This is a genomic window from Marinagarivorans sp., assembly GCF_982758155.1.
In genome coordinates this window covers 1-25284 of sequence record NZ_CEXWTU010000049.1, presented here as the reverse complement: position 1 = coordinate 25284, position 25284 = coordinate 1, and the positions used below count along the sequence as shown (strand labels likewise).

The window sequence follows — 25284 nt, the reverse complement described above, 5'->3', positions numbered from 1 at the left end:
CCCGGATATTGAAGGTAGTGGCGTCCACAAGTGCTCAACCGAAGTCGATTGCTGTACCCCAGCACCGCCAGGGCTCACTTATGTTGAAGTGAAACTGGTCGACGACCAGGAAAAGCCCGTAGCCGACGAAGACTACCTTATTATCTGCCCGCAGGGCACAGAATACGAAGGCACCACCGACGCCAACGGCATCGCACGGGTAGATGGGATTATTGAAGGCGCTTGCAAAGTATCATTCCCCAATTTTGGTGGTGATACGTTGCAGCTGTGTGAAACCGGTAGCGATTGCTGTAAGCCGGCTAAGTCGAAGGGCAAAGCTGATGGTGGTGAAGCCGAAAACACGGCCACCAATAGCAACCCCACAGATAATGCCAGCAGCTCAAGTTCATCAGCAGCCAGCGATACCGGCGCCCAAGGCATTACCCCTAGCGATAGCGAAATCACCCTCCCCAACCTTGATCAGTCAGACCTTACTAACACCGCCAACCACAACTCTTCAACACAGAGACACAATAACACCTCAGAAAAAAGCACTAACAAAGGCAGCACAACTGGCAACAACAATGAAAACGACAACAACGATACTGAAAAGCAAGTTTCTGACGCTTACTACGTAGATATTAATGGCAAACGCTTGCAAAGATTACCTATCGGCCAGACCTTTTTCCTAGTCATCGAAAACTCCATTTTTGAAGAAACGATTGACATTGACTTTACTGAATCAGATGCAACGCTCATGCATCAAGGCTCAATCATACCTAACAACGTGCTGAAAGGAATTGCAGTCAGCAGCGCCAATTTTAAAATTGAACTAACTGCCAAAACAGGGAAATAAACATGGTCAAAATTCTATTGACTTCAACTCAAGCGACCCTTTTTTCTCTACCCAACTTAGAATATGATGAGTTTATCCCCCTTCTTAAACTTGAAAAAACAGGGGTAACACAGGAACAGCTTGCGGCGTTTATTGAATCAGGAAAAACTGTCACACTTTCAGCAAAAATCGATTCATCTAAACGCACAACCAAACTTGTTGAAATAATAGCCAGCCCCGGAAAAACTACCTTATCGCTGGATATATCAGAGGGCAAGTCAACTTATGACGGCGACGGCTTAATTCGACCAAGACTCTCAGCAAACGCTAAAAATACCACTGTATCACCAGCTAAAGATACATATTCGGAGATTGGAGAAAAGTTCCAATTAAGTATAGACATAGTGGACAATCACGACCAAAGCTTTGAGATTGATTTTTTAGCGAATGACGACCATTCAGATCTTGATACAGGCGAATACAAAAATCTTCTGTGTGGAAAAATCGCCATTTCGGTGTTTCAGGATGTATTTTCGAGCCAAGAGATTAAGCGCCTAACAGATGAAATAGACTTCTTAAAAAAGTTTGCAGACAACCATTCACCGTCGGAATACGCCGGCAACTATTGCATGTCTGCCGCCGAACGCGGCATATCAGCTCTCCTCAATGATACAACACACTTTTACTCGGTAGATAAAAGTCACAAAAGACGCAATAAAGTAGGATTTGCCAACAAGGGAGCAAAAGATCGCGGAGCGGATTTTGAACGACTGGGGCTCACTAAAAGCACCTTTACTTTCACCGTTTACAATGTTGACCATAACTTGCGCATTGCGACAAAAGATGAAACTGATCTCCAAAAGAACATGTACCGAGTTGTCACACTTGCTAACGGCTCGGCCTTAAAAACTCACTTGGACAATGACATCAAAGACCGCAGAGGAAAACACGCTTATTATTTTTCCGTAAGTGATGATTTCCACACCCTACTGCTCATTATTGATAATAGTGATGCCAGCTCCGAAACCTATGCCATGTACGATCAGCACGGAAAGACTTCATCAAGCGGAAGTTACGGACAAATCGAGTCGGGCTTTGCTAGACAAACTAGCTGGACATTTTTAAATGATTATATGAACAGAGGCTTCATAGCCTCACAGTACGGAAGAGTTACTACTCGCCTATGGAAAATACAAAGAAAAGTTTGATCAGCATATTACTCCAGGCTGTTTTTGGCACTCTTGGACTTCTAGCGCCGCTCCTAGAGGTAAGCGCTTGTGAAAAAGCCTCTTCGACTAATATTGCCCTACCGATATTACTTGATCGGCAGCAAGGCCAACTTTGCTTGCCAGTAAAAAGTCGGCTCTTCCATCCCAGCAGGCTAGATAAACCGGTGTATACCCGCTGTATAAGTAACCTATACCATTTGGGTACAGGCGAATACACGACATTAGATAAGGTCGTAAGTGAGGGGGCTTTTCGCGCCATAAATCGTTTGCAAACCCACTATGCTGATGAACAGTACTTGTACGCATATATGCTACGACCTCACCCGGAACCCTTTTATTACCTCCCGCTTGCAGAAGTAGAGTTTGTTGGCCAAAAATATGAGTGGTTTATTTTTCGAGATAATCTGTACAGGCAGGGTTACAGAGTATTATCTCTCGATGGCACTGCTGTACAGGTACTTGTTTTCGATAGTGTCACTGAGGATGATATATATGAAATGCTTCTTATTAATAATGAAGTATTTTATGGAGAGAACCCTTTAACTAAAGATCAACTTCAGTATATGGATGATTTGTCAGATCAAGATCGCCTAACGCTGCAAAATTTGTTATCACCCAAGCTGCAAAGTTCACCTAAGGCGCTTGATGTGAGCAGCTCCTCCATACGACACTAAAACAGCCGATTTGGGAAATAACAAATGGAATATACGATCAAACAAGGCAACACATTAAGCAAAATTGCTCTATATTATGGCCTTAGATCTTACGTTGCAATATACGATCACCCTGAGAGCGTCGATTTTAGGACGTTACGGCCAGCCCGTAATTTAGCTTACCCCGGTGGTGCGTTCTGATCTAATAATCTCGGACACACCGTAAGATATTCACAACACTGCCTATCCCTCCAAAAACCAAATTTGTGCCGAATTAGCGGACGCCGTAGGCCGCGCAATTATCTACGGTGAAGAGTCAAGCGACACCGAAATTAAGCAACTACGAACAGAAATCAAAAGCGTTCTAGAACAAATACTGGTCAATGAACGCAAAGAAACCAAAGACATTGAAGCGCGGCTTAAAGAAATGGGCTTTCTCGAACGCCACTGGGAATACGAAAAAGCTAAAATGCGCGGTGTAGCGAACTTTACCGTTGGGCTTGCCACTTTTGTTAAAGACGTTGCCGACTTTGCCCCAATGCAGGTATTTAACAAAGCTGCGACATCAGCTTGGGAGGCTTGGCAAAACACCGACGACCGTTCATATTTTGAAGCCTTTAACCAAAGCTTCTCAGATAAACAATTTAAAGACCTTGCCGACATTATAGGGGTAGACCCTAGGTCCATTACAAAACAAGACCTAGCCACCGCCCAAGCACTAGCCAATTTCGTATGGGACGACACCGATACCCAGAAAACTCTTCTGAGCTTTGCTAAAGACTTCATCCTTGCGCAGCATTCGCTGGAAACCGCAGAGTTCGGCAGTGAAATGGCTATGGAGCTGGTATTCGATGTACTAATCACCGCTTTAACCCTGGGCGCAGGCGCTACAGTCGTTGCGGCCAGTAAACTTAAGCATTTAAGCAAACTGAAAAAACTGGGAGCGCTATTTAAAAAATTGGCAGCCGCATTGCGTAAAAAAGCGAGTTTTAAGAAAGCTAAAGGTAAGACAGGCACTAAAATCCAAAGTCAATTTGACAAGCCTGAGGCGCTAGAGGCCAAAGTTTCACCTGAGCGAGAAAGTAAGGTTCCGCCAAAAGACCAAGTGAGTAATAAACCAGCTTCGAATGTTCCTCGAGAACAAAGACTTGAGACGCTTGCAGCGGACCCCGCTCATAACGGAAAAATAACAGACAAAACGAGGCAAGAAGCAAGAGTAGGTATTGAGCTTGAGGAAAGCGGACACATTAAAGGGCCAATAACAAGTAGGTATTGAGCTTGAGGAAAGCGGACACATTAAAGGGCCAATAACAAGAGACCCGCGGCCGGACGGAGGCGAATTCATCGACGCAGAAGGTATTGTCTGGGATGTCAAAGCTTTCGACTCCCGGTGGCCCCCTAAAAAAGGTGGTTCCAAGCTTGAAAGAGACGTGGAAAAGATTAAGTCCGAGATTGCCAAAAACGAAAAAGTGATGCTCGACACCTCAAACTTAACACCTGAACACTATCGCGCTTTACGTAAAGCAATATCCGATGAAGGTCTACAAGATCAGATTCGCTGGTGGCCACCAGAACTAAACTAGAGACTCCAAATGAACACTTCTGAATTGAATAAATACATAGAGCTTCACGAGCTTTGGTACGAAAGCTCTGGAACAGACGGCGAAAAACTTATAGTAGATGAATCGTCATTTTATCAATTAAATGCTGATAACCGAGTCATTGTCGAGTCTGTTATCACGGATACAGAATTCGATGGCTGCAGTTTTAAAAGTGCTGATTTAAGAAGCGCTAGATTATCAGGGTCAAACTTTAAAAATACCGACTTTACGAATGCAGAACTAACTAAGGCAGAAATCGACGAGGCGGTATTTCATAACGTGAACTTTGAGAATTCAATAGCTTGCCGCACAAGCCTTGCTGAATCAAACTTTGAAAACTGTAATTTCAAAAACGCAAGCTTTAAAGGTGCTTTCCTCTACGGCTCAAATTTTACTAACTGCATATTCGACGGCGCTGATATTACCGAGGCAAACTTTACTGGAGCGAAGATAAAAAAAGAGGCCTTGGTAAAGACTATTGGGTTTGAATCAATTATTGGATCGCCTGCGTATGAATAAGCAGCCCTGAAAGGAATACCTAAAACTAAAATAGGACCAATTACAAATATTTTACTGAAAGAATTATGAGTATGATTAAGAGTACAGACCTGTTAATAGATGACAACGGAAATCTCATATCGTGAAATACAAGGCGGCCATTCGTTTAATCACCAACCGCCACCAATTTAGCACCACTTATCAAAGCTGGGCAGCTGACGGATAATTAGTAAAATGAAAACAAGTGCACTTAAAGAAGCAGCTATAAACCTTGAGCAAGTATACTTAAACATACCAGAACCATCCAACGAATTACGTTATATTCAAGAGTCAATGAGGCCTTTTATTCAATCAGCAAAAGCTGAACTAATACTGAACTCCATTGAAGATTTAGCCATTCCTGGCACTCGTCAGCAGCAAGAAGGTGTGCTTTCAGAATATCCGGGTTATGAAAAACAATATGTGAAGTTCAAAGTTGCGCTTAAAGGCGGGTATACGCAGGAGGAACTGGAAGTATTGGATATGATGAAAACTTTATAAGTTTTCATCATATCCAATAAAAAACTCCTCAAGCTGAAAAACAGATATTGAGCGTATAAGATAATAAGCATATCAATATAAGCACCGAGAAAAATGAAACTAGCATATGAAAACCTGAATATTTGTGCAAGAACTTGAGCGCTAACCCAACCTTAACGTCTAGAGATGAAGTGATTTTTTAACGTAGAAAGCACTGAAAAGGATTGAGTTGGTTAAATTAGGTTGATTAATAGAAATCAAATGAACCTACAAAACACAATTAATAGCGATTACATATTCAGCGGCGAACCTGAATTAGCATCGTCAGCCAGCATATTCATTTCAATTAACGGAGATTTCGAGCTTATAAAGCTGAGAGAGATACAACCAGCAATGGATATAAGTAAAGAGTTCCCGCAGATCAATCCAGAAGACGTCGCAAACGCCCTCAAACTGCAAGTAACTGACTTTGACGGAATAAAGATTTATAACGGAAGAAAAAAGGGTCTAAAACTGGGATACATAAAGCTCAATGATATAAGTAAATTTTCGACAGCTATTGTATCTTACGGTGAATATCAGCCAGGCCGATACATGTGCTATTTGGACGGATACTTTTAAGATGAAACCAAATATCCTGCTCCCCCCCTAAAGTCCCGCCGGTGACTGAATAACCAGTGAGTGTACTTTCAAGGCTACCATTGACGTTCAATTCACCGAAAATAACGATACGGAATATTTTGCTAGCGCAAAGAGTAAAGCATCTATTGATGTAGATATTGAAAGCGTCGACATCAATATCAGAAAAAATGTGGTGGGTGCGATTCAAAAGAATCCAACTGGGTTCCCCAAGTCGCGTGTTGCTGCAGCTCAAACTTGCCTTCACAAGTTAGGGTATAATGCTAGCAAAATATCTAGAAAAATATCTAGCATTCGAACAAACCCTACCAAAAATGACCTAGATAAGTTTCTTAAGCTTTTTCTCGAAGCAACAAATGGTAAATTTGATCTATATATTAAACCCGATAGCTTGGGGCCAGTGCGGGTAACCGATAAAGGCGATATTTACCAAGCTGTAGATCAAACCAATGGAACCGAACCGAAAACTTGGCCAAAAGAAAGTCACATTGAACTCAACAAAATAAAACATATTGATTTTAGTCAACTAATTGAAGAGTATCTAGGACTATTTAAGACTGTCACGAAGATAAACGCTCATGGAGCGGTTAAGAAAGAAATAAAAAGTGCGCTTCATACCATTGTAAGCTTACCAGACGGATTAATCCCAAACGCTCCTCGCACAGGTCACTGGACAAACGGACCTGACTGGAACACTGGCAATAAAGCGCCTGGTCTACACGCCGAAGTACAAGCGGTTAATGATGCCTTAGTATTTTTAGAGCGCCACGCGAGCAAACCTAAAAAAGATCATATTACAGTTGCAACATTCCACCTCGCAGGCAATGAAGACGATAGCTCAACAACAGATGGGAAACTCAGAAAAGCCAAACGCTTAACCGACTTTCCTGCGTGCAATAACTGCACCCAAATACTTTCGCCCCTTATTAGAATACCAACTGGCTCAATGCTGGATAAATCATGAAAATATTAGCAAACTATTTAGATACCATTAACGCCATCGCCACCCTAGATAATAGCCCATTTAACGGGTACACCTTTGAATTTAATCCAGAGGGCGAATTAGAGGGTACCTTCTTATGGCGTAATGGCCACATGCTAGATATAGAAAACAGCCCTCTAGTGCTACCGAAGCGGCCACCAATTATAGAAGCCTCGCATATTGAAGAAATAGAATTACCTAATGATGACATGGAATTTCATTACAAAGGAACTCCCTTTACAGGCACTGCCCTTCTTTTTATTGATGGAAAATTAGCAGAAGAAGTATCTTTTGATGAGGGCTCGGAAATTGATCCGACAACCAGATATCACCCAAACGGTTTTTTAAAAGAACTTGTAATGGAAGATCATCGCACCAGCTGGCTATCTAACGGGGCAATAGAGCTACAATACTTTTCCCCCCCCAACAAAAGGCCATACGTAATCCTTTACGATGATTCCGGCAACATCAGAGACATATCCCTGCCACTACAAGCACCGCTTAGCTACACCCTCATCCGCAGTAAAAAATTTGCCCAAAAAGCGATACTGGCAGGCTCTGGGATTACAAATGAATTTTTACTAACGATAAGCCAATGGGGAGCACTTCAAGACACGAAAAAACTGAGTATTACCGATAGCAATATTTCAGCGGAAGCGCTAATTCAAGCATCTTTACAGCAACTTGAGGTAATAACCCTCGAAGACTGCCCAAATATTAAAAATGAGGATATAGAAACACTAAGCAACCTGTATCCAAACCTCACATTTGATACAGAATACTTATAGAGGCAGTGAGTTCAGCCTGATACGCTTAGCTCAAGTAACACATAGACCCTACCCTTTTTTAGTAATTTACAATCGTCCCGACAATTCCAGATAAAAGAAGCTACGCCCCACCCGAGTGGGAATAGCACCACCTATAGGGTAAAACAATGAACCCCATCATCCACCATCAATGGAACCTACCAGAAGCCGAAGCCTTAAAGCTGCAGCAAGACCTAGCCGCCAAAGTTGTAAAGGAGGACCAATTCAGCACGATTAAACGGGTCGCCGGTGTTGATGTGGCCTACGCCAAAGAAAGCGACAAGCTCATTGCCGCAGTCGCTATTATTAATGCTGAGACGTTAGAGGTTATTGAAACGGCAACAGCGGAAGATACAGCGCAATTCCCTTATATCCCAGGTCTGTTTTCGTTTCGGGAGCTGCCATCGTTAATTAAAGCCTTTGCGAAATTACAAAACAAACCCGACTTAGTTGTCTGCGATGGCCAAGGTTACGCCCACCCACAACGCTTTGGCTTAGCCTGCCATTTAGGCGTAATTTTTGATGTACCCACCATCGGTTGTGGCAAAACACGATTACTGGGCGAGTTTGAAACACCCGAAACACAAAGAGGCGCCATCGCCCCTCTTTACGATAACGGCGAAGTGATCGGCAATGTACTCAGAACACAAACCGGCATTAACCCCATTTACGTTTCTATTGGCCACCGCATCTCACTGGAAACGGCCACCCAGTGGATTTTAAAACTCACCCCAAAACACCGTCTACCCGAAACAACACGACTCGCCGACCAAATTGTGAAAGCCAAATTAACCAACAAGGCGCTTAACTATCAATAAGTCAGCAGGCGCAGGCATTATTATGCTGCAGCACCACTAGGGGATGGCCTTATGATTGCCGAAGCCCCCCCACAACCTTTACCCAACCCTAACAATGCTAAAAACGCTTAGCGTGACTTGAGCCTATTAAAATGAGAACTCTACATACCGACTACTTCTGGATATTTAACGCAATAGCTTTAGCCGCAAATTTATGGCTACTGATATATTTAACAAAAGCTATAGTAGGTAAAGCCAGCGGAACCACTTTAATAGTAAGCTTGATCATTTCCATTTTTATTATTGGCTACTTTATTATTAGAGTAAACTTTGGACCAGGAAGCTTAGGCTTTGACGAAGCCTTTAGGTTTTTTGTCAATGTATTAGCCTTCGCACCATTTATCCTAATGACACCTATCTATTTGACGATCTACCTGAAACAAAAAACTAGTTAAAATTCAAGACTAAAAATAAAAAATAGGAGACAAGCCCCTTTTCGCCCCTCGTCGTAACAAGTCGCCTGTAGCTGTGGTAAATAGTTGGAGACAATTAAGAACGTATATCGTGTAGCAATGTTTAAGGCCTACTCAGCATATAACGCTATTCTATGGATTACCTTGCCTGCTTTTAATGACGTCAGGCCCATTCATGTATACCCACGACCTAGCCGTTCTCATAGTTCCGGTTAGTATCTTATTTGTCACGGGCTATTTGTTGGCTCCCATAATGGGTCGCAAAGTAGAAAACAGTAAATCAGCGTCGTTTATTATGACTTACTTTTGTTTGGCTACATTTACATTGGCATGGATAGTAATTTTGAGCCTGCTTGTGGGTATTACGTCTAGTCATATTATTTTTAGTGCTCTATTCATCTTCATTTACGGTTCATTTCCCATCATAATTAGCGCAGCACTTTTCATAAGGTCATGTAAAACAGTATCCGACAGCAGCGAATAAAAATGCAGGGACCCCGGTTATATCTGGGGAAATCACCTTGCACTTTAACCTCCCCCCCCCTGTGTCAGGATAGTTGCCGGCCTATTGCCCCCGCAGGGTGAAACAGCGCAGACTTAGACCTTGCCGCCGCTGTACTATCAATTCAAATAAAATATTGCCGCAAAGCGCCTACTGAGGGACGGTTTAGCCGCCAGAATATTGGTGGTTAAATGGGCGGCACGGCTTAACCTAGTCGCCAACATAATTACCGCTGACATTGCCATCGACTACACCGCCCAAGCCCCGATGCCGGACAATGGGTAGCTAGCAGGGAGCATGGCACTACTGGCGGGAGCCGCCTTCGCCGACATGCTGGGCGCAGGTACAATTGCTACACTATTTGCATAACTATTGGCAGCGGTGCCTACAGTAGAAAAGCGCGGTAACCTCTCACACAGCGCGCGACCCTATGCTATTTACAAAGGCATATTTCGGTAAAAAAGGTTGTATATTGCCTTGCAGAGGACAAATACCAGCTCCATCATCGGCCTTACCGCGCAGCTTTCCAGCTAAACGCGCATCGTAGTAAAGCTGTAGGGGCGAGGCAATAATTGTTTGTCCAATTAGACTAGCGCGCCTACTTTTTCAACAAAGCGCCAAAGGTGGCATGCAACGCTTTAAGCAGCTCTGTTGAGGGAGCAGGAGGCAAGTATTATTGGATACAGTATTTTTTCCTCTGCCCCTATGCACCATATATTGTATAACCCACCCAACTGGTGCAATATCTTAAAACCTGATAGCCCATAGCTAGGGCTATCAGGCTTACAACGGAACGTAAAACGTAATATGATTCAAATTAGCACTAACGATTGCAAAGCGCTAAACCTAAAAGGATTCCCATGCCCACCATCCATACCGTCGCCCAAGGCGAAACCCTGACCCGCATTGCCAAACAATACAATTACGGCTCAATGGAAGCGCTTTACAGCCACCCCGACAACGCCGATTTCAAAACACTCAGGCCAGACCCCAATATTATTTTTGAGGGTGATGAAATCATCATTCCTGATATTGATGGCAAAAAAATATCGGTGCGCTCGGGGCGAACACATATTTTTTGCGTTAAAAAGCCTCGGGAATACTTCCGCTTACAGGTCGAATCGTTGTCGGGTAAAGCTTTAGCCAATACGCGAATAGTCGTTGACATGGGTGGCGAAAAAATAGACACCATGACTGATGGCAAAGGCATGCTAGAGCTAGAGATGACTGAAGGCACTGAATGCGACGCCATTTTGGATGTATACACTAAACCCGACTCTCAAGAGCCAGACTTCACATTTAAGGCCAAGTTAACCTATTTAGACCCAGTGGAAGAGCTAAGCGGCGTGCAGGCGCGCTGCAATGCGCTGGGCTTTGACTGTGGCGTTGCCGACGGCATTATGGGGACTAAAACTCGCACAGGCGTTAAGGGGTTTCAAGCACACCACAAACTGGATGTCGATGGCGTGCCAGGCCCACTGACCAAAGCAAAATTAAAAGAAGTTTACGGGAGCTAAACAATGAGTGAAATGGATGACTTAAAAGCTGCCGGTGAGGGAGCCAAAAACCTGAGTCCTGCCGAAATAGCAAAAGCACGCAAACTTGCCCAGCAGCAACGCATGCAGGCCACACTAGAGCAAAGTGCCGCCAAAAAAGCCGCCACGCTGGAAGAAAAGCAGGCGCTAATGGCGGATATGGACATTAGCCACACCACTAAACAAGTGGCAAGCCAAGAGGATATGGTCGCCGAAATGGGCGATAAAGAATTTACCGATACCTTCGGCATCAAAAAAGAAGACCTCAAAGATAGCGACAAAGCCTTTACGGGCAAACCCAGCATTGACGTTAACAGCGCCGCAAATGAAAAAGCCAAAAGTCTAGAAGAAAAGAAAGCCGCAATGGCTGACATGGATATTGGCTACACCTCTAAGCAAGTGGCTACGCAAGAAGAAATGCTGGCCGAAATGGGTGATAAAGAGTTTGAAGACACTTTTGGTATCAAAAAAGAAGCCCTTGAAGACAGCGACCAGACGTTTGTTAGTGCTGCTGGTACGGCAGCGGTAGGCGTTGCTAAGGTCCAGGGCGAAGCTAAATTTCAAGAAGGCGTAAACAAAGCCGCCAATGCCTTTGGTGAGCAATTTGGCGACAGTGGCGCCGCAGCGTTTCGCGAAGGCGTTACCGCTGTGCGCGAAGGCAACCCCGAAGCTTTTATCCAGCAGCAAGGGGATGAACTAAAACTCAAAGCCGACACCGCCGTAGAAGCAAAATATCAAGAAGGCCTAAACACAGCGGCCGGCAAAGTAGAAGAACAGTTTGGTGCCAGTGGCGGCGAAGCGTTTCGCGATGGCGCTCAAGCTGTACGCGAAGGTAATGTCGATGCTTTTGTTGCCGAGCAAAGTGCCAATCTAGAAGCCAAAGGCACCGATGCCGCCAGCAGTAAAGTCGAAGAAAAGTTTGGCGCAACCGCCGGCGCAACAACCCGCGATGGCATAGCTGCCATCAAAAACGGCAATACCGACGAATTCCTAAAAGATCAACAAGGGGCCAGTAAAGCGCGCATACAAGGCGCTATCGATAGCAAGATTGGTGGCGAAGTTAAAAGCCTGCAAGACAAAGTCAGTCAAAAGCTGCCGCCACAAGTTGCTGCTGTGGTTAACGAAGGTATTGGTAAAATCAGCACTAACGCGGCCGGTGCAATCAGTGCCGGTGCCGGCGGTCTATTCGATAAGGGCGCAGAAGGTTTAGGCGGTTTATTTGAAAAAGCCGGTGGCGGCGGCCCCACCGCAGGCCCACCAGACAAACTCAGCTTTGCCCCTAACTTAGTTAACAAACTGGTGATTGGTGTTGGTAATGTTTTTTGTTTGCAGGATGTTGTTGATAGATTATTGGAAACAGAAGCGAGTAAAGGGTATGAGGCTGCCAGATTCGAAGCTTTGCAGCTAAATTACGACACCCTATGTGACCTTGCTTTTGTTAGCGATCCCCGTAATGATCCTAATATTATGCCCAGCCGTTTTATGCTGTTGCCTGGTGCCGACGATTCTACGCTTGAAGCGAATGGCTGCCTAGACAACATCCCATGGTCGGTACATGCTGATGGGCCGCAAAAGTTGTCTGTCGCTTTCTTAAAACAATGCCTTGTCTTAAGTGGGTTTGTTGAAGGCCAAAGTCCGGTGTGGGCGTCCAGTGGAACCGATAGCGCGCAAGCCGTTACCCAAAACGATACGCCCGAAACATTCGATGAGGGTGTAAAAGCGGCTTTTTATAAATTTTTAAAAACGGCCCAGAAGCAACGTATCCCCAAAAAACTAGCGCCTCAAACCTACACTGTGCGTAAAGGCGATAACCTAAGCGCCATAGCCGATAAATATGGTTACCCTAGCTGGAATCCTATTTTTGATGCTAACAAAGATAAAATCAGCAACCCCGATATTATTCAAATTGGCCAAGTGCTAACGCTTCCCCCGCTAGAAAGCGAAGAACTTAAACCGTGGATAGAAGAAAAAGAAGCACCAGAATCAGTGGCCGCCGCCAAGGCTTATCACTTCCCAGCGCAGTATTTTTCACTAAGCCTAACGGATGAAGAACAAACATTGCTTGAACGCGAAAAAGCTTGGCAGTTTGAAGCCTACACCAAGGAGCCTGCGCATCGTTTCTACCATTTTGAGCTTACAGCCGCAGACCAAACCAAAGTAATGCTGCCAATTAGTCAGAATATCGCTATCGGTTTTTATGACGAGCAGTATCAGCAAGAGGCACTTGAAATTGTGCCCTACTCATCCGTCTTGGCGCAAGAAACCCAGCAGGGTACAACTGCTGACACTACCGATGACGAAAACGCTTTTATCTATGACGATTTACCGCTGGCAAGCGCATAAGGATTTACCATGACTAGCAATAAAACCCCAACCACCGTTACAGCTTCACCGGTAGAAGAATGGGAAGATGTCGACATCTATTGGTCCAACGACGAACTGGATGATTTCACTACTGTATACGCACTGCCCAAAGTTAAGCGCCATAGCGATGCAACAACATTAAACCACGACGTATCTTTTACACCTTACGAGCCAAACAAAGTTAACAATCAAGGTGTAAAAGATGTAGATCAACTCCTCGAAGAACAAAAAAATAATTTAGATCGTGTTATAGCGCAATCAAAAAAAGACACCTTTGAAGTGGTTTGTATCGATGCCAGCGAAGCGGCATCCCCCATGGAATACAAACAATACTGCAGTATGGATAATCAAAAAGCAGTCGCCAACCGCGAAACCGGCAAGCAAATAAAATTGAAGCGAGTAGGCTTAATTGCCGATGCCGTAACACAAACGATTATTTGCAAAGTTTCGCTTAAACAACCGCCCAAAACAGCCAAAGATTTACCCAACATTACCACTTGGGCATTTTTACAGCCTCCCACCATAGGTAGTAATAAGCGGCGGGTTAATGCTAACAACGGCTACGTGGTAGACGACGCACAAAAGTCCGGCTGGTTTTTAGGAAAAATAGGCAATGATACCGCCCAAGCCAACGGCACAAACCAATACACAGCTGAACTTAGCCTAGAGCGTAACGCACTGTTCGAAAAAAGCGGTAAAACTAGCCGCAAAAAAGTAACGGAATCCTTGCCCGTACACATCAAGGTAGATGGGAATGATGTGCTTTACAAATTCACTGTTACTGTGCGTAATGATGAAAGCGAAGAGGACTATAAAAACAAGCGCGAAATGCTGCTCAAAAAAGCCACTAAACATGATGTACTAACACTGGAATGCGGCAGCTATATAAAAATTTGGGCGCGTAATAGTGATTTCTCTTGGAGAGATACCGGTCCTATTGACGAGTACAGCGAAAAACTACGAGAAGATATGGATGCTGTCGACCCTTGGACCGACACAAATGTCCCTCAATCCGCCCGTAACCATACCTGGAAACGCAACCCTATCGTAAGCGGTGAAAAAGAGGGAGAGCTTATTTATATTGGTCTATATCCAACAACGTTAATTAAAAAAATAAACAAGTTGGAAGAAATTATTCACCCAATCCAACCAGACCCTAAAAAAACCAATTTTGCCATTTGGTTTGCCGTCACGGTGGTTTATTCTCTGCTTGCATACAATCTCAACAAAGCCAAACACGCTAGTGCCAAAAAGGCCAAAGCAAAGGGTTCCAGTAAAAGCGAAAGTGAGCTAGTCAATCAGTACGGGCAGCAATATTTCAAAATTTTAAGCGCACTTAATGTACCGCAAATTTGCGCAGCTTATGCCGTCGCAGGCTTTGGTCAAGGCACCGACTTTGGTAAAACTTTAGCCGAGATCAAAAACGCAGAATACGAAACACTCAACGAAATCACGGCCTATATATACAGCCAAGTGTTGGAGTTTGCTTTAGGGAAAGACGAAGAAGGAGAAAAAAAGCATGTCGAGGCAATCAAGGAAGAAAACAATCTCATTAGGGCTCGACATTTGAATACCGCCCTCGGGGCAACTACAGCAGAAAGACTCAAAGCCCACACGGAAACAAGTGGCAATCTAAAAAAATCGCTCACCGACCTCGTAAAAAGTGCAAAAGCAGATTCCTCTGGCTCTAAGAAGGGCTCACTAAGTTTGGATGCGGTATCGTTAAAAGCAGCAAAAACGTTACCGCCAATACCGCAACCACTACCCATTCCGTTTTTAAGCTTTATCGCCTGGTACATACTGTTTAAATTAGAAGGCTCGTTAAACATCGGCGTTGAAGGTGAGTATTGTCAAAAAGCAGCAGACGCAGTAAAAAATACACCCGAAGAAGATATTGCCAAACTCAAGCTATCATTAACAGGGAATTCTAGTGCAAGCATGACATTCAACTTACAGGCCGTTTGGACAGCAATGCTTGATCATGCAGAAAATGGAATTTCCACTAAAAATGCTAAAAGCCCCTTAGAAGATTACTACTGGGGGAAAATCATAAAAGACATTTTTGAGCTTGCAGAGTTACAGCTTTACATTGGCGCCAAAATCACGACCGAACTGACTGGCGAAACAGAGTTTAGCTATGACTTTACCAAAGGGCCGGGCGAATCCTTTGGGTGCACTCCCGGAGCTAAAGGTAGTTTAGGCTTTAAAGCCCCCGTAGGTGCGCAACTGTCAGTATTTACTTGGAGTTACGATTTAGCCGAGGCAAAAGTTTTTGAACTCAGCAACAAGCAGATCTCACTCTTTCACTATATGCGCTGGTTAGAAAATATTAGTACCGATGATCCGGTTGTTATTCGCTGGGGGGATGGTCAAACAGCTGAAAACTGTTATCTTGAAAAGACATCGGGATTATTTGCTTTTGGTGAGCCCATTAAAGTTTATTTGCCATTTTTCGGACTGAAAGATCCCAAGTTTACCGGCGCCATTGGCTTTAGGGATGCTATTACCAAGGCGGGCGCCGATGATGAAGTGAATTTAATCACCTTTAAGGATTCTGATATTACCTTCGGTAAGAAAAATAAAAAAATAGGGGAGGAAGATTTCACTGACGAAGCTGTTATTACCGGTCGAATTCTGATTCACGCAGATGACGAAAAGCCAGGCGACTTTGTAATCTCTAAAAAAGGCTCAGAAAGCAAAATATTCTTGGATTACCTAAGCGAGAAATCACAAGTAGCGCTAGACCATATTCATATAGATGAAGATGGCGGTGCTGCTAACCTCCTTATTGAGAGTCAAAAAGCATTTATCAACCTCCCTGAACTCAGTCGGTTATCGGTTGTTCAAAAGCCGAGCAAAACACAGCACACCATACGTTTTGCTATGCAGTTCTATCATTTTTCTGATGTCTATATCTGGGTGCGCGTTGCCGAACGAGAGGCGACATGGGATAGATCGTTTAAATATAAGTTAGCCACAACAGGCCAATACCGTGAATGGAATTTAGTTAAACTGCGAAAGGACGGCAGCCAATATACATTAGATATTGATTTAAATAGAATTGAGGGTTTAAAGGATGAATCCACTTGGGATGAAACAAATTCACAATTACAGTTTTATTTAGAGTTTGCTTTTTATGCTGACAATGCTGGCCGCGAATACCTTATTAAGCAAGATACACAAGCAATTGCCTATGCATTGGTAGATGGCGATACCATTGACTCTCTAAAGTAAATATTAGCGGCCTGTTTTTATACAGGCCGCTAATATTAGTTTTTCATTACAGCCAATCCTTTTAAGCGCATTTTCATACCGCGTATAATTGGCGTTTCTTTGTCAAACATCAGAAAAATACGGCCAGATAATACTGAATAACTGGTCATCTGAGGGCAAGCCCAAGGATCACTTGAATCCCAATCACATTTCTTTTTACAAAATGCAAAAGGCATATCATTTTCACCTCGGTAACTCACATTTGCATCTTCAAACTCTTCTATGAGTGAATCTTGAATTACATAATCGGGGAAGTGATTGAGGTATACATGCGCCTTGTATCTGACTTCACCTTCCTCTAGTAGATTATTGTATTGCGGCCAACTAAAATAAGTTAAACATTGCCCCTTTGCACTGTCATACCCCCCACCCCACTTTGCGCCATTCAGCATAATAGTAATTTCTTTACCCTCATAGCGCTCTACAAACTCCTCATCCGTAAGCTTATTCAGCTCATCCGGCGTGACTAACTGATCCCAGTCCACCTCCCCCATCACCACCATATCGTCTTTGCCCGGCAGCTTATTACCGCAGGCGCTTATTAAAAGGGTGCAGACTACAGCTGCCCCATAAGCTAAAAAATTATTCATAAAACCCTCTCTGTTAAAAAATTAATCCCACAAACTTTCTTCTATTACCTTGATTTTAAGGCTTGCCGGCATGCGCGCTTTTATTTTTTTAGATAACCATAAGGCTTCGGCCATGGTTAGTCGCGAAAGCCCAATGGTTTTACCCGCTCCGCCCGTCATACCCAGCGGTAAGCGCACGGCTTTTTCATTATCACTTAACAGCTCTAGCACTACCATGTTGTTGCCCATGGCTTTGGTAATGTAGGTGCGTATTTGCGCTATTTGGTCTAGGCGCATACTGGTACGCTCTAATGCAAAAAACGAAAAACCAACGCTGGCCTCAATATTTTCGCCCGTTAACGTGACGGTCTCACGAAACTGCGTGATTGCGATAAAAACCGGGATCAGCAATATACCGCTACTGGGAATTGCCCCAAATAGCATTAATGCAACAAGTAATATCAACAACGTTACACCAGCGTAAAGACCGGTATAATTTGCCAACCGAACAGTATCATCATCACGTACATTTTTAAACGCCCCTTTAGGCTTAGCGCCGATAGGGGCCTTCGCTATTAGCAATCGAAGCTCCAGTCGCATCATTCGGGCTTTAGCCGGTGGCGCTATAGGTAAGCGAGTGCCTGTCCCAGTCGAATGGTTATGCGCTATTTTAGCCTAATAATGATTGGTTCTAGATGGCTGACTTGTGTTAGTTTTGGGTTGTATTGGGAGTACCTGCCCTAGACTAAAGGTCTGAGAAATCCATCCCCGACACCTTGAGGTAGTTCCTGTCCAAGCATATGGCGCTGGTTTTGGGACCAAAAATTAGTCACTTTTAGAGTGACTTTCCCTGTTGGTGTGGTTATAAAAATATCAGGCTAAGGGGCGTGTACATAATAACTCTCGGGTTTCTGATTTTTTAGCGCTGGTAGAGTGGATGTATAGAGTCAAAATCCGATAGTTATTTAGTGCGCGCTCCTAATTACTAGAACTGCTTAAAACGAGCGTCTGTCCCAGCAGTTTACTCTGACGTTTCTAGCAGTAAAACCTGCAAATTACATTTCACGTTAGATATTGACAATTTCAAAGATAAACACCTTTATGCCAAGCTCTGGAAGCAAGTCAACTACGTGACTGATGAGCCCATTAAATTTAGGACCGAAAAAAGCGAACCATTTCTTGACTGGAATATTATTAAGTTAGAGCATATTTCAAACAATCGCTTTCGTTACATCCTAGACAGCAGTAACATTAAAGGCATTACAGACATGAGCAGCAGTGCCAAGCAGTTTTATTTGCAACTCGCCTTTTACGGTGATGAAAGTGGTGATGACTGGCTAGACATTGACGATTCCAGTTTAGTGGCCACCGGTTATGTTCCAAACGGTGAAGGCTCGGTTATAGTTGAGAGCAGCAAAATGAAGACGATTAAAAATTGAAAACTGGATATCGAATGAATTTCAAGAGACTAAAAATAGCGCTGTACATTGCCCTATCGCTAACCTTGCAAGCCTGCGACCAAGGAAAACCCGACATTAACAAAATAATGGTATTTGGCGCCATAAATGAAGACAACTGGGTTACTACAGACGACTTACGAAAACTCACAGACACACAATTAGAGGAACAATTTTTAGGCAAGGTAATCACTATTTCTCGATTCAAGCTCTCATCAAAGAAAGGCTATTATGGTGGCAAAAACTCGAACCGATGCATCATTAGCTATAGAGAAAGGACTTACCAAGAATTTCAGAAGTCGGACACTCCTACAGTAATTGTATCAGCCTACATCAACAATATAGAAGATTATTTAATAGCCAACGGAATCGACGGTGACTCTAGCTTTGTGAGCTACGACAAGATTGCGGACTTGCCTAAAAGTTTTTGCAGCGCAGATTGCGAATGGAATGCCGCAGTGCCCTCAGCATGCCCGAGCAAAAGCCCCACCACTGTCATTTCAGGCAAGGTATTTGGCATTGGTAAAGAAAAGAAAACTATCTACGTCTATCTAAGGGCTGGTGGCGTCGCGATAACACGCAAATAAGTAAGGCGCACAGTGGCAGTAACGATCGAAACGGTTACTAGCCGCGGGGGAAGGCCTACAGCGATTATTCCTTCATCAAGGCCAACCCTTTTAAGCCCATTTTCATTCCACGCCTAGTCACACTATCCTCGGCGTAAACCAGAAAAACGCGACCGGTGATTACTGAATAAGGGCTTTCCTACGGGCAAGCCAAAGGATCAAGCCCTGCAAGGACACCCACTCTAAAAATCGGCAAAAACTTTTACTTAGGGTTTGCGTTTTACGGGAAAAGGTAATGAGCTTTTTACTGCAGATGACTCCGCCTTGATAAAAGTTGACTACGGATCAAGTGAAGCAGGTAGCGTACCCATTGACAACAAACAAATGAAAGCCATCAGAAACTAAACGATTCAAACTGGGACTTTTATGTTTAACCCATTACAGATATTATTTAAACAGCTTTGCATTGCACTACTAAGCTGTTTAGTCATTGCATGCTCTAACGACAAACCCAACCTTGCCAAAATGAAAGTTTACGGCGACATCAACACCAGCAGCTGGTTATCGACCGATGAGTTAAGAAAACTCTCTTCAGAGCAACTAAAACAACGCTTCTTAGGCCAAGAAATAACCGTATCTCCGCTTGCAACGGCGTCAAAATCTGGTTACTACGGAGGTGAAAACTCCAATAAATGTACATTAAGCTACCAAGAACACACTTATCAGGAAAGAAGTACATTTAAAGGCGCATCAGTCGCGGTTGGCGCCTATGTTAACGATATTCCAGATTACCTAATTGAAAACAGCTTTGTTGAATCTGAAAGCAATCATATCAGCTACGATAAGATCGCAAATTTACCAAAACAATTTTGTGACGATAAATGTGATTGGAGCCCTGATAACATAGAACTATGCCCATCCAGAAGCCCTGTCACGGTGGTCTCCGGTAAGGTATTTAATATAAATCGTAATGAAAATCACATTCATATTGACCTTAGAGTCAGTGGGATTGCGACAAGCAAATAATAGAAATAATAGTGAAGCATCCATCATAATTGAGAGCAGTAAAATGAAGGCAATTCAAAGCTTAAAGCTGGAGGCGAATGAAATTTAAGATACTAAATATTAGCGGCCGGTTTTTACTTAGGCCGTTATTTAGTTTTTCATCACCGCCAAGCCTTTTAAGCGCATTTTCATACCGCGTATAATTGGCGTTTCTTTGTCAAACATCAGAAAAATACGGCCAGATAATACTGAATAACTGGTCATCTGAGGGCAAGCCCAAGGATCACTTGAATCCCAATCACATTTCTTTTTACAAAATGCAAAAGGCATATCATTTTCACCTCGGTAACTCACATTTGCATCTTCAAACTCTTCTATGAGTGAATCTTGAATTACATAATCGGGGAAGTGATTGAGGTATACATGCGCCTTGTATCTGACTTCACCTTCCTCTAGTAGATTATTGTATTGCGGCCAACTAAAATAAGTTAAACATTGCCCCTTTGCACTGTCATACCCCCCACCCCACTTTGCGCCATTCAGCATAATAGTAATTTCTTTACCCTCATAGCGCTCTACAAACTCCTCATCCGTAAGCTTATTCAGCTCATCCGGCGTGACTAACTGATCCCAGTCCACCTCCCCCATCACCACCATATCGTCTTTGCCCGGCAGCTTATTACCGCAGGCGCTTATTAAAAGGGTGCAGACTACAGCTGCCCCATAAGCTAAAAAATTATTCATAAAACCCTCTCTGTTAAAAAATTAATCCCACAAACTTTCTTCTATTACCTTGATTTTAAGGCTTGCCGGCATGCGCGCTTTTATTTTTTTAGATAACCATAAGGCTTCGGCCATGGTTAGTCGCGAAAGCCCAATGGTTTTACCCGCTCCGCCCGTCATACCCAGCGGTAAGCGCACGGCTTTTTCATTATCACTTAACAGCTCTAGCACTACCATGTTGTTGCCCATGGCTTTGGTAATGTAGGTGCGTATTTGCGCTATTTGGTCTAGGCGCATACTGGTACGCTCTAATGCAAAAAACGAAAAACCAACGCTGGCCTCAATATTTTCGCCCGTTAACGTGACGGTCTCACGAAACTGCGTGATTGCGATAAAAACCGGGATCAGCAATATACCGCTACTGGGAATTGCCCCAAATAGCATTAATGCAACAAGTAATATCAACAACGTTACACCAGCGTAAAGACCGGTATAATTTGCCAACCGAACAGTATCATCATCACGTACATTTTTAAACGCCCCTTTAGGCTTAGCGCCGATAGGGGCCTTCGCTATTAGCAATCGAAGCTCCAGTCGCATCATTCGGGCTTTAGCCGGTGGCGCCATAGGTAAGCGAGTGCCTGTCCCAGTCGAATGGATTTTGATATGCAAAAAACTACACAGTTAGCCATCACTAATTTCACATTCACCTTTTCCTTGGCCGCTGAAAAACAATTTGGCAGTTCTGTGCTCCCGGATAAAAGCGTAGTAGATATTTCACAGCATGGCATCGCTACTATGAGTTTGTTGAATCAGCTAGACGGTGAGTCTGAATTAAAATTGGCAGCGAAAATAAAACCCGGCTCACAGTATTCAGAGGTAAACTTGGCTCAGGGCGATATTATTTTGCGCTTACCTATAGTCACCGCAAAGCGAGCAGAAGCAACAACCTCGGGCTTACGCTTTGTGTTTGATATCAAAAACTTTAAGCGTAAGTATGAATATGTTTGGCTACAAATTAAGGATGTCGATGATGCTAGCTCAGATGATGTTATTAGGTTTAAAGCCCGAGCAGATCAGCCCGAAGGTTTTATGGCATGGAACCTTGTGCGGCTAACCCGTGAAGAAGCTCCACACTCCGGTCAAGGCGGCGAACCCTTCGGGCATTATTACTACGACTGTCCAACCAGTCACTTTGAAAAAACGTCTGTCGATGGGGCGAAAGACTATTTTAGCAACGAGCTGGAAATATCACCCCAGCTTGCTTACTTTGCCAATGTTAAAAACACGGTCTATATGGATGGCGGGATTAAAAAGGTCATTCAGCCGGATGGTAATACCTATTTATTGAAGGAATCGTTGACCGGAAGCGGCTACTCTAAAGTACCGTCAAACAAACTTATGGACTAATTTATTATCCGCTAAAATCGCTATGGCCAAACAGTTGGCCATAGCGAAAATTTAGTATTCTATGCCTTTAACTTTAATTACAAGATTGGCTTTCCCATGAACGGCAAAAACCTTACCTGTAATTTTTAAGTATTGACTGGTGTAATAACAGGTGGGGTTGTAGTCCATGCCTGGGCTGTAGGAGCATGGTTTACAAACACCAGTTTCCAGTGGCATCGCTATTTCTTCGGGGTAATTAAAAGCTTTTGCATCCCATGCATCCAAATGGCTGACTGAGTCTTCTAACACATAGTCTGGCTGATTATTCATGTAGGCCATTAGCCCTAGTCTATATTTAGTATCGCTTGACTTTGTTATAAATTCATTTAGGCACTGCCCATTTTCAGGCCGCCAACCCCCATTTTTACGCCGGTAGTAAAAATCCGTTACAGTGATCTCTTTGCCGAGGTAATGCTTTTTGAAAGCTTCTACACCCATCTCCTCAATCGTATCTGCCGTAATCAACAAACTATCATCCACCACACCCACTACTGTGGTTTTAGGCTTACCGCAGCCCACACCTGCAATCGCCAACCCTGTCACCAATACCCCAATAGACAACCACCGTAAACCCCGCATAAATCCCCCTTGACTGCTTAAAAAAATGCGCATCGCAAGTGCGCGGTAAATGCCGGTACTAAACCACGCTACGTAAATACACTGCAGGTGGAGTAAATCATTGCCGGCTAGCGGCTGCCACTGCGCGTCCCTTTTGGGATAAATTCCATTTGCCAAAGGAGTCGCCGGAGAGAAGTGACTCCTCTCAAGTACCGGCGGCTAAGCTAGGTGGTTAACTTATTGTTTTTGAAAATATTTTTCTATGGTCAAAAAGTTGATCATAGAAAAATATTAGTATTCAATGCCTTTAACTTTCATAGCTAGTCCAGCTGTAAGCTCTCCTGCAGCCGCAAAAACCTTACCTGTAATTTTTAAATATGGACTGGTGTAATAGCAGTTAGGGTTATAGTCCATACCGGGTGTGTAGCTGCACGGCTTACACACCCCCGTTTCCAGCGGCATGGCTATTTCATCGGGATAATCGAAGGCATTGGCATCCCATTCATCAAAATGATCAACCGAGTCCTCTAATACGTAATCAGGTTGGCTATTCATATAAGCCATTAATCTCAAACGATATTCGGTATTTTCTGATCTTGTTATAAATTCGTTTAAGCACTGCCCGTTTTCAGGCCGCCAACCCCCATTTTTACGCCGGTAGTAAAAATCCGTTACAGTAATCTCTTTGCCGAGGTAATGCTTTTTGAAAGCTTCTAAACCCATCTCCTCAATCGTATCTGCAGTAATCAACAAACTATCATCCACCACACCCACTACTGTGGTTTTAGGTTTACCGCAGCCCACACCTGCAACCGCCAATCCTGTAACCAATACCCCAATAGACAACCACCGTAAAGCCCGCATAAATCCCCCTTCACTGCTTAAAAAGATGCGCATCGCAAGTGCGCGGTAAATGCCGGTACTATACCACGCTACGTAAATACACTGCAGGGGGAGTAAATCATTGCCGACTAGCGGCTGCCACTGCGTGTCCCTTTTGGGATAGATTCCATTTGCTAAAGGAGTCACTGGAGAGAAGTGACTAATCTAAAGTACTTGCTGATAAATTATTATAGGAGGGGGTTATGGCCCGCATTGTAGGCCATAGCCTAATCATTAATATTCTATACCTTTCACCTTTATTGCTAGAGAAACAGTACGTTCGCCTATGATGGCAACAACCTTACCTGTAACTTTTAAATGTTGACTGGTGTAATAGCAGGTAGGGTTGTAGTTCATGCCGGGGGTATAGCTGCATGGTTTACATACCCCAGTATCGAGCGGCATGGCTATTTCTTCAGGGTAGTCGAAGGCGCTTGCATCCCACTCATCAAAATGATCAACCGAATCCTCTAATACATAATCAGGAAAGCTGTTCATAAAAGCCATTAATTTCAAACGAGATTCGGTATTTTCTGATTTTGTTATAAATTCGTTTAGGCATTGCCCGCCTTCAGGCCGCCAACCCCCATTTTTACGCCGGTAGTAAAAATCCGTTACAGTAATCTCTTTGCCGAGGTAATGCTTTTTAAAAGCTTCTACACCCATCTCCTCAATCGTATCTGCCGTAATCAACAAACTATCATCCACCACCCCCACTACTGTGGTTTTAGGCTTACCGCAGCCCACACCTGCAACCGCCAACCCTGTAACCAATACCCCAATAGACAACCACCGTAAACCCCGCATAAATCCCCTTTAACTGTTTAAACAATACCAACAATCGTTACCACGCTATATCCGCTCGCTTATTAGCAAGGTAGGTGGTCAATCCCATAGCCCTTCGTCCAATATTTTAATTGGGTTCTTTTCCGGTAGTCGCGCCTTAATGTTTTTAGATAGCCATAAAGCTTCTGCCATGGTTTGGCGCGATAGCCCCATCATTATGCCTGCTCGCCCAGTCACGCCAAGAGGTAGCCGGACTGTATTGTTTGAGTGGCTTAATAATTCGAGTATTACCATATCATTCCCCATTAATTTGCTGGGTTGAGTGCGTATCGCGGTGATTTGGTCTAAAGGCAGGCTGGTGCTTTCTATTTCAATAAATAAAAAGCGAACGGATGTTTCTATCTTTTTGGGGGTTAACGTTATTGTTTCTCTAAAGGATGTGAGTGATCCAAAAATAAGAACAAATAATAAACCGCTTGAAGGGATGGCGCCAAATAGCATTAAAAGGATAAATATTGCTGATATAGAGCTGCCAATATAGATGCCGCCAGGGCAGCCCTTTCAAGGTGAAATAAAAACCATCGTGGATTAATTTTCAGCAAAA

At 43.7% G+C, this 25284-nt stretch carries 26 protein-coding genes; 18 read left to right on the top strand and 8 right to left on the bottom strand.

The genetic code is table 11. The features are described 5' to 3' along the window. The 14 genes from AC3A8L_RS07900 to AC3A8L_RS07835 all read left to right on the top strand — a co-directional run. Positions 1-835 (top strand): hypothetical protein (locus AC3A8L_RS07900; protein ID WP_487961692.1); only part of this gene is annotated, 835 nt, incomplete at its 5' end. Between the two features lie 2 nt (positions 836-837). Beyond that, positions 838-2022, top strand: coding sequence for a hypothetical protein (locus AC3A8L_RS07895; RefSeq protein ID WP_487961691.1), 1185 nt, complete (start codon positions 838-840; stop codon positions 2020-2022). Further along, a complete protein-coding gene (locus AC3A8L_RS07890; protein WP_487961690.1) occupies positions 2019-2717 on the top strand; it encodes a hypothetical protein in 699 nt (232 codons plus the stop codon). The genes AC3A8L_RS07895 and AC3A8L_RS07890 overlap by 4 nt, the downstream gene beginning before the upstream one ends. A 406-nt stretch (positions 2718-3123) precedes the next feature. Next, positions 3124-3972 (top strand): hypothetical protein, encoded by an 849-nt coding sequence (locus AC3A8L_RS07885; RefSeq protein WP_487961689.1) that lies wholly within the window; start codon positions 3124-3126, stop codon positions 3970-3972. A gap of 154 nt (positions 3973-4126) precedes the next feature. After that, positions 4127-4279 (top strand): hypothetical protein, encoded by a 153-nt coding sequence (locus AC3A8L_RS07880; protein ID WP_487961688.1) that lies wholly within the window; start codon positions 4127-4129, stop codon positions 4277-4279. 9 nt (positions 4280-4288) lie between these two features. Continuing rightward, positions 4289-4816, top strand: coding sequence for a pentapeptide repeat-containing protein (locus AC3A8L_RS07875; RefSeq protein ID WP_487961687.1), 528 nt, complete (start codon positions 4289-4291; stop codon positions 4814-4816). Positions 4817-5029: 213 nt separating this feature from the next. Continuing rightward, positions 5030-5335, top strand: coding sequence for a hypothetical protein (locus AC3A8L_RS07870; RefSeq protein WP_487961686.1), 306 nt, complete (start codon positions 5030-5032; stop codon positions 5333-5335). Positions 5336-5575: 240 nt separating this feature from the next. Further along, complete coding sequence (locus tag AC3A8L_RS07865) at positions 5576-5935, top strand: hypothetical protein (RefSeq protein WP_487961685.1); 360 nt, start codon at positions 5576-5578, stop codon at positions 5933-5935. Between the two features lie 193 nt (positions 5936-6128). Further along, on the top strand, positions 6129-6917 hold the full coding sequence (locus AC3A8L_RS07860) for a YwqJ-related putative deaminase (protein ID WP_487961684.1): 789 nt from the start codon (positions 6129-6131) through the stop codon (positions 6915-6917). Beyond that, positions 6914-7723, top strand: coding sequence for a hypothetical protein (locus tag AC3A8L_RS07855; protein ID WP_487961683.1), 810 nt, complete (start codon positions 6914-6916; stop codon positions 7721-7723). The genes AC3A8L_RS07860 and AC3A8L_RS07855 overlap by 4 nt, the downstream gene beginning before the upstream one ends. A gap of 146 nt (positions 7724-7869) precedes the next feature. After that, positions 7870-8559 (top strand): deoxyribonuclease V, encoded by a 690-nt coding sequence (gene nfi / locus AC3A8L_RS07850; RefSeq protein WP_487961682.1) that lies wholly within the window; start codon positions 7870-7872, stop codon positions 8557-8559. A gap of 1814 nt (positions 8560-10373) precedes the next feature. Then, positions 10374-11030 (top strand): PGRP and LysM peptidoglycan-binding domain-containing protein, encoded by a 657-nt coding sequence (locus AC3A8L_RS07845; RefSeq protein ID WP_487961681.1) that lies wholly within the window; start codon positions 10374-10376, stop codon positions 11028-11030. A gap of 3 nt (positions 11031-11033) precedes the next feature. Next, a complete protein-coding gene (locus AC3A8L_RS07840) occupies positions 11034-13391 on the top strand; it encodes a LysM peptidoglycan-binding domain-containing protein (RefSeq protein WP_487961680.1) in 2358 nt (785 codons plus the stop codon). Positions 13392-13400: 9 nt separating this feature from the next. Next, positions 13401-16646 (top strand): hypothetical protein, encoded by a 3246-nt coding sequence (locus AC3A8L_RS07835; RefSeq protein ID WP_487961679.1) that lies wholly within the window; start codon positions 13401-13403, stop codon positions 16644-16646. 35 nt (positions 16647-16681) lie between these two features. Here AC3A8L_RS07835 and AC3A8L_RS07830 read toward each other — a convergent pair whose 3' ends face one another. Further along, positions 16682-17275 (bottom strand): hypothetical protein, encoded by a 594-nt coding sequence (locus AC3A8L_RS07830; protein WP_487961674.1) that lies wholly within the window; start codon positions 17273-17275, stop codon positions 16682-16684. 21 nt (positions 17276-17296) lie between these two features. Continuing rightward, entirely contained in the window at positions 17297-17836 is a 540-nt protein-coding gene (locus tag AC3A8L_RS07825; protein ID WP_487961678.1) for a hypothetical protein, read from the bottom strand. 548 nt (positions 17837-18384) lie between these two features. Between AC3A8L_RS07825 and AC3A8L_RS07820 the strand changes: the two genes are divergently transcribed. From AC3A8L_RS07820 to AC3A8L_RS07810, 3 genes are all read left to right on the top strand, one after another. After that, a complete protein-coding gene (locus AC3A8L_RS07820; protein ID WP_487961677.1) occupies positions 18385-18693 on the top strand; it encodes a hypothetical protein in 309 nt (102 codons plus the stop codon). A gap of 14 nt (positions 18694-18707) precedes the next feature. Then, entirely contained in the window at positions 18708-19298 is a 591-nt protein-coding gene (locus AC3A8L_RS07815; RefSeq protein ID WP_487961676.1) for a hypothetical protein, read from the top strand. Positions 19299-19703: 405 nt separating this feature from the next. Next, positions 19704-20303 carry a hypothetical protein gene (locus AC3A8L_RS07810; RefSeq protein WP_487961675.1) on the top strand — a complete coding sequence of 200 codons (600 nt, stop codon included), beginning with the start codon at positions 19704-19706 and terminating at the stop codon, positions 20301-20303. A gap of 129 nt (positions 20304-20432) precedes the next feature. On the opposite strand, the gene AC3A8L_RS07805 is transcribed toward AC3A8L_RS07810, so the two are convergent. Next, on the bottom strand, positions 20433-21026 hold the full coding sequence (locus tag AC3A8L_RS07805) for a hypothetical protein (protein WP_487961674.1): 594 nt from the start codon (positions 21024-21026) through the stop codon (positions 20433-20435). Positions 21027-21047: 21 nt separating this feature from the next. Next, positions 21048-21632, bottom strand: a complete 585-nt coding sequence (locus AC3A8L_RS07800) for a hypothetical protein (protein WP_487961673.1) — start codon at positions 21630-21632, stop codon at positions 21048-21050. 39 nt (positions 21633-21671) lie between these two features. On the opposite strand from AC3A8L_RS07800, the gene AC3A8L_RS07795 reads away from it, so the two are divergent. After that, positions 21672-22415 (top strand): hypothetical protein, encoded by a 744-nt coding sequence (locus tag AC3A8L_RS07795; protein WP_487961672.1) that lies wholly within the window; start codon positions 21672-21674, stop codon positions 22413-22415. Positions 22416-22466: 51 nt separating this feature from the next. Here AC3A8L_RS07795 and AC3A8L_RS07790 read toward each other — a convergent pair whose 3' ends face one another. The 4 genes from AC3A8L_RS07790 to AC3A8L_RS07775 all read right to left on the bottom strand — a co-directional run bounded on the left by AC3A8L_RS07790 (position 22467) and on the right by AC3A8L_RS07775 (position 25181). Further along, a complete protein-coding gene (locus AC3A8L_RS07790) occupies positions 22467-23189 on the bottom strand; it encodes a hypothetical protein (protein WP_487961671.1) in 723 nt (240 codons plus the stop codon). 114 nt (positions 23190-23303) lie between these two features. Further along, positions 23304-23876, bottom strand: a complete 573-nt coding sequence (locus tag AC3A8L_RS07785; protein ID WP_487961670.1) for a hypothetical protein — start codon at positions 23874-23876, stop codon at positions 23304-23306. 252 nt (positions 23877-24128) lie between these two features. Further along, a complete protein-coding gene (locus AC3A8L_RS07780; RefSeq protein ID WP_487961669.1) occupies positions 24129-24701 on the bottom strand; it encodes a hypothetical protein in 573 nt (190 codons plus the stop codon). 78 nt (positions 24702-24779) lie between these two features. Beyond that, complete coding sequence (locus AC3A8L_RS07775; RefSeq protein ID WP_487961668.1) at positions 24780-25181, bottom strand: hypothetical protein; 402 nt, start codon at positions 25179-25181, stop codon at positions 24780-24782. Positions 25182-25284: the final 103 nt, after the last annotated feature.

Coding starts and splice junctions, on each gene's coding strand:
- AC3A8L_RS07895 (WP_487961691.1), top strand. CDS start 838: ATGGTCAAAATTCTATTGACTTCAACTCAAGCGACCCTTTTTTCTCTA.
- AC3A8L_RS07885 (WP_487961689.1), top strand. CDS start 3,124: ATGGGCTTTCTCGAACGCCACTGGGAATACGAAAAAGCTAAAATGCGC.
- AC3A8L_RS07875 (WP_487961687.1), top strand. CDS start 4,289: ATGAACACTTCTGAATTGAATAAATACATAGAGCTTCACGAGCTTTGG.
- AC3A8L_RS07870 (WP_487961686.1), top strand. CDS start 5,030: ATGAAAACAAGTGCACTTAAAGAAGCAGCTATAAACCTTGAGCAAGTA.
- AC3A8L_RS07865 (WP_487961685.1), top strand. CDS start 5,576: ATGAACCTACAAAACACAATTAATAGCGATTACATATTCAGCGGCGAA.
- AC3A8L_RS07855 (WP_487961683.1), top strand. CDS start 6,914: ATGAAAATATTAGCAAACTATTTAGATACCATTAACGCCATCGCCACC.
- nfi (WP_487961682.1), top strand. CDS start 7,870: ATGAACCCCATCATCCACCATCAATGGAACCTACCAGAAGCCGAAGCC.
- AC3A8L_RS07845 (WP_487961681.1), top strand. CDS start 10,374: ATGCCCACCATCCATACCGTCGCCCAAGGCGAAACCCTGACCCGCATT.
- AC3A8L_RS07840 (WP_487961680.1), top strand. CDS start 11,034: ATGAGTGAAATGGATGACTTAAAAGCTGCCGGTGAGGGAGCCAAAAAC.
- AC3A8L_RS07835 (WP_487961679.1), top strand. CDS start 13,401: ATGACTAGCAATAAAACCCCAACCACCGTTACAGCTTCACCGGTAGAA.
- AC3A8L_RS07830 (WP_487961674.1), bottom strand. CDS start 17,275: ATGAATAATTTTTTAGCTTATGGGGCAGCTGTAGTCTGCACCCTTTTA.
- AC3A8L_RS07815 (WP_487961676.1), top strand. CDS start 18,708: ATGAATTTCAAGAGACTAAAAATAGCGCTGTACATTGCCCTATCGCTA.
- AC3A8L_RS07810 (WP_487961675.1), top strand. CDS start 19,704: ATGTTTAACCCATTACAGATATTATTTAAACAGCTTTGCATTGCACTA.
- AC3A8L_RS07805 (WP_487961674.1), bottom strand. CDS start 21,026: ATGAATAATTTTTTAGCTTATGGGGCAGCTGTAGTCTGCACCCTTTTA.
- AC3A8L_RS07800 (WP_487961673.1), bottom strand. CDS start 21,632: ATGGCGCCACCGGCTAAAGCCCGAATGATGCGACTGGAGCTTCGATTG.
- AC3A8L_RS07795 (WP_487961672.1), top strand. CDS start 21,672: ATGCAAAAAACTACACAGTTAGCCATCACTAATTTCACATTCACCTTT.
- AC3A8L_RS07785 (WP_487961670.1), bottom strand. CDS start 23,876: ATGCGGGCTTTACGGTGGTTGTCTATTGGGGTATTGGTTACAGGATTG.
- AC3A8L_RS07780 (WP_487961669.1), bottom strand. CDS start 24,701: ATGCGGGGTTTACGGTGGTTGTCTATTGGGGTATTGGTTACAGGGTTG.
- AC3A8L_RS07775 (WP_487961668.1), bottom strand. CDS start 25,181: ATGCTATTTGGCGCCATCCCTTCAAGCGGTTTATTATTTGTTCTTATT.